The organism is Acetobacter cibinongensis (assembly GCF_000963925.1).
GTDB lineage: Bacteria > Pseudomonadota > Alphaproteobacteria > Acetobacterales > Acetobacteraceae > Acetobacter > Acetobacter cibinongensis.
This window is the reverse complement of sequence record NZ_BAMV01000011.1, coordinates 270,628-279,492: the sequence shown is the minus strand read 5'-3', so window position 1 is coordinate 279,492 and position 8,865 is coordinate 270,628. Positions and strand designations below refer to the sequence as shown.

General features: G+C 57.7%; 7 protein-coding genes. 4 read left to right on the top strand and 3 right to left on the bottom strand.

What is annotated here, in order from left to right; translation table 11 throughout:
* Positions 1–34: 34 nt before the first annotated feature.
* Positions 35–388, bottom strand: a complete 354-nt coding sequence (locus Abci_RS07750) for a zinc ribbon domain-containing protein YjdM (RefSeq protein ID WP_048838535.1) — start codon at positions 386–388, stop codon at positions 35–37.
* A 192-nt stretch (positions 389–580) separates the two neighbouring features.
* Between Abci_RS07750 and Abci_RS07745 the strand changes: the two genes are divergently transcribed.
* The 3 genes from Abci_RS07745 (at position 581) to Abci_RS07735 (ending at position 5,654) form a co-directional block, all read left to right on the top strand.
* Positions 581–1,552, top strand: coding sequence for a hypothetical protein (locus Abci_RS07745; RefSeq protein ID WP_048838534.1), 972 nt, complete (start codon positions 581–583; stop codon positions 1,550–1,552).
* A 300-nt stretch (positions 1,553–1,852) separates the two neighbouring features.
* Positions 1,853–4,429, top strand: a complete 2,577-nt coding sequence (gene hrpB / locus Abci_RS07740) for an ATP-dependent helicase HrpB (RefSeq protein ID WP_048838598.1) — start codon at positions 1,853–1,855, stop codon at positions 4,427–4,429.
* Positions 4,430–4,550: 121 nt separating this feature from the next.
* Entirely contained in the window at positions 4,551–5,654 is a 1,104-nt protein-coding gene (locus Abci_RS07735) for a S1C family serine protease (RefSeq protein WP_048838533.1), read from the top strand.
* 15 nt (positions 5,655–5,669) lie between these two features.
* Here Abci_RS07735 and Abci_RS07730 read toward each other — a convergent pair whose 3' ends face one another.
* Positions 5,670–6,527, bottom strand: coding sequence for an aldo/keto reductase (locus tag Abci_RS07730; protein WP_048838532.1), 858 nt, complete (start codon positions 6,525–6,527; stop codon positions 5,670–5,672).
* Between the two features lie 170 nt (positions 6,528–6,697).
* Here Abci_RS07730 and Abci_RS07725 point away from each other — a divergent pair, with 170 nt between their 5' ends.
* The gene (locus tag Abci_RS07725) at positions 6,698–7,144 is read left to right on the top strand and encodes a DNA polymerase III subunit chi (protein WP_048838531.1); all 447 of its coding nucleotides are present in this window, start codon (positions 6,698–6,700) and stop codon (positions 7,142–7,144) included.
* Between the two features lie 21 nt (positions 7,145–7,165).
* On the opposite strand, the gene Abci_RS07720 is transcribed toward Abci_RS07725, so the two are convergent.
* A complete protein-coding gene (locus Abci_RS07720; RefSeq protein ID WP_048838597.1) occupies positions 7,166–8,818 on the bottom strand; it encodes a M28 family metallopeptidase in 1,653 nt (550 codons plus the stop codon).
* Between the last annotated feature and the right edge of the window lie 47 nt (positions 8,819–8,865).

Genomic DNA, 8,865 nt, shown 5'->3' with positions numbered 1-8,865 from the left:
GAAGGCCGGAAGGCCGGAAGGCCGGAAGGCCGGATCAGGATTTCTTTACAAATTCAGATTTCAAATTCATGGCACCAAATCCGGGAATTTTGCAGGCAATATTATGCCCGTCTGCACCGTCTGTCAAGCGGATACCCTTGACCTTGGTACCCCCCTTAATGGCCTGAGAAGACCCTTTTATTTTCAGATCCTTGATGACTGTTACCGTGTCACCATCGGTCAGAATATTCCCGTTTGCATCCTTAATAACGCCCGGCTCGCCCTCTGTGCTGGCGGTCAGGCTGCTATCCTGGCTCCACTCATTGCCGCATTCCGGGCAAATCCACAGGCTGCCATCTGGGTACACATGCTCGGAACCGCAGGTTGGGCATGGTGGGGTTGTGGTCATAGCTATCCTTTCACGTTGTAGGTCTGTTTCTACTGCATAGCTCGCACAATAGAAAGGCGGTGTGATCATACCTCATAGCTTTGCACAATATTGACCTGCGCCACCCCCGAAGGCAGGATTTTTCCGGGCAGATCTCCTCACGCTGCCCTGTCTCTGTTACCTGAGATTTTCTGCCATGAAAGGGTGCGCGCCATGACGCTGTTCTCTCGTCCACTTCGCCTGTCTCTTACAGCGGCTCTCGTGCTCCCTGCCCTGCTGGCAGGCTGTGCAGGAGACTCAAAGCCTGTCTCCTTTGCTCCGCTAACCTATGACTATCTGGGCCAGATGCACCTGAACGCATCCACCCTTAATATTATGGATAACACCCAGACCAACCCGATTGCAGGCGATATTGGCAACCGGGCCCCCACCCCTCCGGCGCAAGCGCTGCGGCAAATGGCGCAGGACCGTCTGGCTGCCGGGAGTTCAAATGGCAATACGGCCCAGTTCGTGATTGACCGTGCCTCCATCCTGCATAACGCGGGCGGCACTCTGGCCGGGCAGATGGATGTTCACCTCGACATTCTCAGCCCCGGCAGCACACAAACAGCGCATGCGGAAGCTCATGTCACAAGCAACCTGCGGCCCGACCCCTCAAAAGGGGACGTGGACAGTCAGGCCAACCTGTATGAGCTGACCCGTGACATGATGCAGCACATGAATGTGGAACTGGAATATCAGATACGCCACTCCCTCTCCGCCTGGCTTGTGGATGCAGGCGGCACACCCGTGGGGGCCGCCATTCAAACGCAACAGCTTGGCGCACCCGGCACCACATCAGCAGCACCCCAAGGGCTGAGTGCTACGGCTGTTACGGTGCCAGCCACGGCGGCAACCAGTGCTATCCCAACATCCACCACACCGGAAAACGCACCGATCACCACACCAACAGTCACAATGCCCAAAGTTGACGTGCCAGATATCACGCCTCCACAGGTTAATGTTCCAGACACAAGCGGCGTCACCCAAAAAGCCACAACCAGCGTGGCCCCCAGTGAGCCGGATGCCATTTTCCCTGCCGGGGGAGACGATGACAGTACCGCAAAACCTGCCAAAACCATGTCCCCTAAAGCAGGGTATCTGAAGCTGCCGGGACAAACCAAATCCGCAACATCTGGCAACTGATTAAGCAAGAAGGGCAAGAGAAAGCCGGGCTTCCTCTTGCCCTTCAAAAGTCTATATTTTCAAAAAACAGCGTATTTAGAAAATATTTTGACGGGTCCTTATAAAATCACGCCCTACTCCAAAAAGAACTCATCACTCAGTTGGATCAACCTCGCCGTGGCCTAATTCCATAACACACTGAACACCCTAACTCTGCTTGGCGGAGAGCAATTTACCCTCCGCCTTCTCGGCAACTGTCAGCAAAGCCCCCTCCGTCCGGAAAGATTGCCGTTCGGCACGGCTGCGGCCATAACGACAACCATGCAACAGTCAGCACTTCCCCCCTCTGTTTCCACACTGGCAAACGGCCTTCCTGTGCAGGATGTTCTGCCCGCGCTCTATGCCGCTCTGGCGCAAGAGGCCACTGCCGAACATCCGGCATCCGCCATTCTGGTCGCACCGCCCGGTGCGGGGAAGACAACGACTGTCCCGCCTGTTCTGGCAGCAGCACCATGGCGTGGGGAGGCTGACCGCATCATCATGCTGGAACCCCGCAGGCTGGCCGCACGCGCTGCCGCCCAGCGTATTGCAGGGCTATTGGGGGAAGAAGCAGGCGGCTTTGTTGGCTACCGTACCCGTCTGGATTCCGCCATTTCCGACCGCACCCGTATTGAGGTTCTGACAGAAGGCCTTTTCTTGCGCCGCCTGTTAGGTGACCCCATCCTGGAAAATATTGCCTGCGTGATTATTGACGAAGTGCATGAACGCTCGCTGGAAGCAGACCTTGCACTCGCTCTGTGCCTTGACCTGCAACGCACCCTGCGGCCAGACCTGCGGCTTGTGGCCATGTCTGCCACAGCGGAAACGGAGCGGTTGGCCGCCCTGATGAACGCGCCGGTTTTAACCAGCGAAGGCCGCATGTACCCGCTGACAGTTCAGCATGCAAAACGGGATATTCCGCACATTCGGGATCTTCCTGCGGTCACGGCAAGTGCTGTTAAAACAGCCCTTGTTGAAACCACGGGGGATATTCTGGTTTTTCTGCCCGGCACGGGGGAAATACGGCGTGTAACAGCATTACTTGAGGGCTATAGCGCTACTGTTCTGCCACTGCATGGAGAACTGCCACCCGCCGAGCAGGCCCGTGTCTTGCGCCCCGGCGCGGAAGGGGAACGCCGCGTTATTCTGGCTACATCCATTGCCGAGACATCCCTGACTGTTCCGGGAGTCAGGGTTGTTATTGATGGTGGGTTCCGGCGGGCCCCACGGTTTGACACGGGGGCTGGCCTTTCCCGGCTGGAGACGCTGCGTATTTCCAAAGCAGCAGCTCGACAGCGCGCGGGTCGTGCGGGCCGAGAAGCCCCCGGCACCGCCATATGCCTCTGGACCCCCGCCACTGAACGCGGCCTACCCAACCATGACCGGCCCGAAATTCTGGAAGCTGACCTTGCTGATTTTGTATTGGCCTCAGCGCTCTGGGCAGATAGCGTTGGCACACCGGAAGCCCCCCTTCCCCTGCCTGATCAGCCACCAACAAGTGCTGTTAACGCCGCAAAAGACCTGCTGATCATGCTGGGAGCGCTGGACGATTCCGGTGTCATTACGGCTTTAGGGCGCAACATGGCAGCGCTGGGGGCGCACCCGCGTCTTGCGGCCATGATGCTGGCCGCCAACACGGAAGAAGAAGCGGCGCTGGCGGCAGATCTTGCCGCTTTGCTGGAAGAGCGGGACCCCTTGCGCCCGCGTGTGGCAGGACGAGGAGGCCCTCCGCCTGTTCCTCCCTCTGATATTTCTCTGCGGCTGGACCTTATTGCTGGGGACCACCACCCGGATGCGGACCGGGGCGCGCTGGCACGTATCCGGCAGGCGGCAGGCCGCTACCGGGTCAGGCTGGGGCTTAAAAGCCGCCACGAGGCCGAAGGAGACCCAGCAGCCTTGCTGGCGGCAGGCTTCCCTGACCGGATAGCTCTCTCCCGCGGAGAAGCCGGTAGTTTTCGCCTGTCCAATGGCACCAATGCCCGCCTGCGGCGCGATGACCCGCTCTCCGAACAGAAACTGCTAGTCGTGGCCGGGCTGCATTTGCGGACTTCGGCTGAAATTCGGCTGGCGGCACCTCTCGACCTCAACGCCCTGCCCACTGCCTTGCTAGACCGCACCAAGGAACAGGTTGAAACAACGCTGGACCCAACATCGGGCGCTATTCTGGCCCGCCGCCGCACCCGCATTGGGTGCCTGATTTTGCGTGACCGAACGGAAAAGGTGGAAGCTGCCAACGCCACCGCGCTTTTGTTGACGCAAGCCAGAACCGCTCCAGCCTCTGTGCTGAACTGGTCAGACAGCACACAGCAGCTTCAGGCGCGGGTTGAGTTTGCCCGTAGCCTTGAAATCCTCCCTCCAAACGAAACAGACCCTTGGCCAGATTTCTCCACTCAGGCTCTTGCTTCCTCCGTGGATGACTGGCTGGCACCGTGGGTAGAGGGGCTCAGTTCCGTGGCGGAACTGAAATCCCTTGACCTCACGGCCGTCTTGCGCGCGCATCTTGGGTATGCCCGCACGCAGTGGTTGGACAAACACCTGCCCACCAGCCAGCCCTTCCCCGGAGGAGCGGCAACGGTTGATTACACCCAGCCGGTTCCAGTAGCCGCAGGGCGTGCACAAATTTTTTACGGGACCGACACAACACCGGAACTGGCCGGAGGGCGCATACCGCTCCGGCTGGCGCTGCTCTCCCCCGCAGGCAGACCACAGGCCATTACGGCAGACCTTGGCAGCTTCTGGTCCGGCGGATGGGCAGATATGCGCCGGGATATGCGGGGCCGTTACCCACGGCATGAGTGGCCAGAGAATCCGGCGCTTGCCCCTGCCAAACCGCGACCGCCGCGTAAAGACAAGGGGTGACAGAGTGTGCGGATGGGGCATGGGATTTGCTAAGCATGTTACAACATGCAGGTGTGCCCATTGCTTTCTTTCTTAAAAGAAGGGCAAAAGAGAACATGTCCAGAACCCTGATCACGGCAAAATGAAGCGCTTTCTGTGTAGCCTGCCCGTTCTTGCAAGCACCTGCCTGCCCAGCGCTCAGCCAGGCTGGGCGGCAACACGCACACCAGCGCTCCCAGCGTTTGCACCGGCCATTCCTCTGGTGGCCCCTCCCGGCCCCACCTCTTTTGCGCCATTGGTCCGCAAGGTAGTGCCTGCGGTGGTCAATATTGCCGTCACGCGGGATTCTGACTCCGGCAAACACAAAAAACTCCCTACCGCAGTAAAGGGCACCCCGCTGGAGCGCCGTTTGCGGGAACGTATCCGCCGCCATGGGGATGAAATTCTGGGCGCTGGCTCCGGCTTTATTCTGGACCCGTCCGGTATTATCGTCACCAACGGTCATGTGGTGGACGACGCGGACAAAATTACCGTCTCCCTTATGGACGGAAAGGAGTTTACGGCAGAGCTTGTTGGTATTGATAAATTAACAGACATTGCCGTTATCAAAATTCAAAGCCCTTCTCCGCTGCCCTACCTTGAATGGGGAGATAGCCGCCTTGTGCAGGTGGGGGACTGGATTGTTGCGGTGGGCAACCCTTTCGGGCTTGGGTCCTCTATCACTGCGGGCATTGTCTCCGCCCGCGGTCGGGATATTGGGACCGGACCATTTGATGACTTTCTGCAACTGGACGCACCCATAAACCCCGGCAACTCCGGCGGCCCGACCTTCAATCTGGCTGGGCAGGTGATTGCCCTTAATACGGCCATTGTCTCCCCTACCGGAGGGTCCGTTGGGCTGGGATTTTCCATCCCGTCCGAACTGGTGATCCCGGTTGTGGAGGCTCTGCGCCATAACGGGCACATAGAACGCGGCTGGCTGGGTGCCACGCTGGAAGATATTATCACCCACAATGGCGCCCGCGTGGCAGAGGTGGACCGCAACGGTCCTGCCGCCAAGGGTGGCATGAAGAAAGACGATATTATTATTGCCATGGGCGGGGAGCATATGGACTCAGCGCGCAGCACAATCCGTGCCGTTGCGGCGGCCCGGCCAAATGCGGATATTCAGGTCACTGTCCAGCGTCAGAAGACCCCCATTGACCTGACAATCCATATCGGCCACCGGCCACGCTCAGAAGACTAAAACCCCGACAACACTTCAGATCATTTCCAGAGACGTTTTTTTGCTGGGGGGCGGAAACGCTGCATCCAGCTCCGTCAGGTCCGCTTCTGTCAAAACAATATCCTGCGCGGCAATATTCTGCTTCAGGTGCTCAAGGGAGCTTGCCTTGGGGATAGCCAGCATATTGCGCTGCCGCAAGACCCACGCCAAAGCAATCTGTGCTGGTGTAGCAGGGCCTGTTGCAGTTTTGTGCCGCGCCGCCACAGCCTGTAGTGTTGGGTTGTGCAGCAAAGCACCCCCTTGCCCTATGGGCGAATAGGCCATGGTAACGATATTGCGGAACCGGTTTGCATCCAGCAGGTCATACTCCACACCCCGATGCTCCAGACTGTAGAGAATCTGGTTTACAGCACATTCACCGGGGTTGGTGCAGGCTTCAAGCTCCAACACGTCATCCACATCAAAATTGGAGACACCCCAGTTGCGGATGAGCCCTTCCTGTTTCAGTTTCCGGAAGGCTTCCACGGTTTCTGCCAGCGGGGTCGCGCCGCGCCAGTGCAGCAAATATAAATCCAGATAAGTCGTGCCCAGCCGCCGTAAAGACTTGCGGCAAGCCTCAGCCACCCCAGCGGCGGAGGCGTTGGACGGCAGGACCTTGCTGACCAGAAAAACATCCTGCCGCATAATATAGGTTGCTTCGCCCACCAGACATTCGGACAGGCCATCTCCATACATTTCCGCGGTATCAACAACCTTTAGCCCGGCCTCAATACCGTAGCGCAGGCTTTCAATTTCCTGCTTCAGTTTGGGGCCGGGGGTGCCGCCCATATTCCATGTGCCCATTCCCAAAGCGGGCAGAGCCGTGCCGTTGGCAAGAGTTACTGTCTTGGTCATGGCTATCGGGCCTTTCTCTCTATCTGGGCAGACCAGTCTGCACCGCCGTAACGGCAGTGGCGTGCTGCACGGGTCTTTGTGTTCCCAGCGCAGGGCGGGGTAAAGCGTTCCCCATCAGGTAGCACACATGCTAACAAGACATACGCAGTACGTCACCAACGGCAGGCAGCATGACACAGATTGGTTTTTATCACCTTACCCGCACCAGCGTGACAGACGCCCTGCCCCCGCTCTTGACCCGCACACTGGCCAGTGGCCAGAAAGCCGCCATCTGGTGCCAGACAAAAACCGTACTGGACGATGTTGATAAAACCTTGTGGAAAATCTCCACCCCAACATGGTTACCCCACGGCAGCGCAGGCGTACTACGGCCAGACCTGCAACCCATCTGGCTCAGTGTGGAGGCTGAGGCCCCCAATAACGCTAAATTCCTGTTCCTGCTTGAAAACCGGCAGTGTGAAGACTGCAGTCAATTTGAGCGTGTTTTTGATCTGTTTGACGGGCATGATGAAAACGCCGTTGCTGCGGCCCGCACCCGCTGGACCGCCATGAAAGCCGCAGGGCATGACCTAACCTACTGGCGCCAAGAAGCACAGGGGTGGAAGCGGGCGCGTTAACAACCCGCTCCGCCCATACACTCAGTCTGCGCGCTGAGCCTTGCTGCTTTCACGCACACCGTAGAATTCAGACGTGTGATTCCATTCCGGCCAGTTTTTTGAAAAAGCCAGATCTTTACCCACTGTGTACAGAAGGGCTACGTCCTCAGCCGCACCGCGTACATCCCAGTCCGCACTCCAACTGTCGCAAGCTTGATGGTAGCAGGCCATATAGCCCACGAGCCATGCCTTGCCTGCTTCTACCCCACCTTTACGCAGGTCCGGATAGCCCGCCATATCCATCATGGCGACAACAGGCACACCAACTCTGGCGAAGGGCAAATGATCTGCCCGATAAAAAGCTCCCCGTTCCGGCATGGCTTCCGGCTGCATGGTGCGGCCCTGTTTTTTTGCGGCGGCTGCAACATCATCCTGCACGGTATTTTGCCCAGCTCCCACCATGAACCCATTGCGGGACGGACCTGCCATCTGCAAAACATCCATTGTGAAATTTGCTGCTGTTTTCTGCAAATTCACCAGCGGGTGCGCTGCATACCAGCCGGACCCAAGAAGGCCACGTTCTTCGGCAGTCCATGCGGCAAACACAACGGTACGATCTGGCTGCGGACCTGCCTTGAACGCGCGTGCAATTTCCAGCACGCCCGCAATACCAGACCCATCATCAATCGCGCCACGGCGAATAATAGTCTGGCCCTGCGCGTTCGTGCTCATGCCATACGCATCCCAATGCGCACCGAACATCACGCTTTCATCCGGTCTTTTGGCACCGGTTATTTTGCCCAGAACATTCTGGCTTGTGACCTGAACATGCTTAACCGGCACTTTAAGCGAAAAGCCCGCATTATGAATGGTAATAGGTGAAAAACTGGTCTGCCGTGCCTTAACCCGTTCTTCTGCCAGATCAAGCCCGGCTGCTGTAAACAATTTGTTTGCGGCATCCCCGGACAACCAGCCCTGCATCAGAACAGGGCGGTCTTTTTTCCCACGCACAATGTCAAAAGACTCCCCACCGGGTGCAATGACCGTTTCCCAACCATAAGAGGCACCGGGTTTGTCATGCACAATCAGGGCACCTATGGCCCCCCGCCGTGCGGCTTCCTCATATTTATAGGTCCAGCGGCCGTAATAGGTCATGGCGCGGCCATTAAAGCGCTCATACGCCGCATCATCTTTCGTGGCCTCAAAGTCCGGGTCATTAATCAGAAAAATGGCAATCTTGCCTTTAAGGTCAACGCCCTTGAAGTCATCCCATCCCCGTTCCGGAGCGTGCACACCATAGCCCACGAACACCAGAGGAGCCTGTGCAATATCAATCAGTTTAACAGCCTGATTGGTGGAAAAATAGATATCCTTGTTTTGTTCCAGAGAGACCGTTTCACTAGGAAAACTGACTTTAGACACTGAAGGTTTACCAACCTGTGTGCGCAGGAGTGGCACGGTTTGCGTCCAGCCACCATTATCCCCCGCAGGTTCCAGACCAAGCTGCTGATAGGCTTGAATGAGCCATGCTACCGTGCGCTCTTCCCCCTGCGTACCAGGTGCTCGGCCTTCAAATGTATCAGAGGCCAGAACACGCATGGTGTCAGACATATGCTGAGGGTCGATTGGCGCGTAGGAAGCCGCATCAGAATGAGAACTGGCATAGGCCGGAAGGGCCAAGGCCCCAGCACTCATGAAAACCCCTAGGCAGGCAACGCTCCCCACCATTTTTTGACGCCATC

What these genes read in the sequence shown, in the direction of transcription:
- Abci_RS07750 (WP_048838535.1), bottom strand. Translation starts at nt 388, where the DNA reads ATGACCACAACCCCACCATGCCCAACCTGCGGTTCCGAGCATGTGTAC.
- Abci_RS07745 (WP_048838534.1), top strand. Translation starts at nt 581, where the DNA reads ATGACGCTGTTCTCTCGTCCACTTCGCCTGTCTCTTACAGCGGCTCTC.
- hrpB (WP_048838598.1), top strand. Translation starts at nt 1,853, where the DNA reads ATGCAACAGTCAGCACTTCCCCCCTCTGTTTCCACACTGGCAAACGGC.
- Abci_RS07735 (WP_048838533.1), top strand. Translation starts at nt 4,551, where the DNA reads ATGAAGCGCTTTCTGTGTAGCCTGCCCGTTCTTGCAAGCACCTGCCTG.
- Abci_RS07730 (WP_048838532.1), bottom strand. Translation starts at nt 6,527, where the DNA reads ATGACCAAGACAGTAACTCTTGCCAACGGCACGGCTCTGCCCGCTTTG.
- Abci_RS07725 (WP_048838531.1), top strand. Translation starts at nt 6,698, where the DNA reads ATGACACAGATTGGTTTTTATCACCTTACCCGCACCAGCGTGACAGAC.
- Abci_RS07720 (WP_048838597.1), bottom strand. Translation starts at nt 8,818, where the DNA reads ATGAGTGCTGGGGCCTTGGCCCTTCCGGCCTATGCCAGTTCTCATTCT.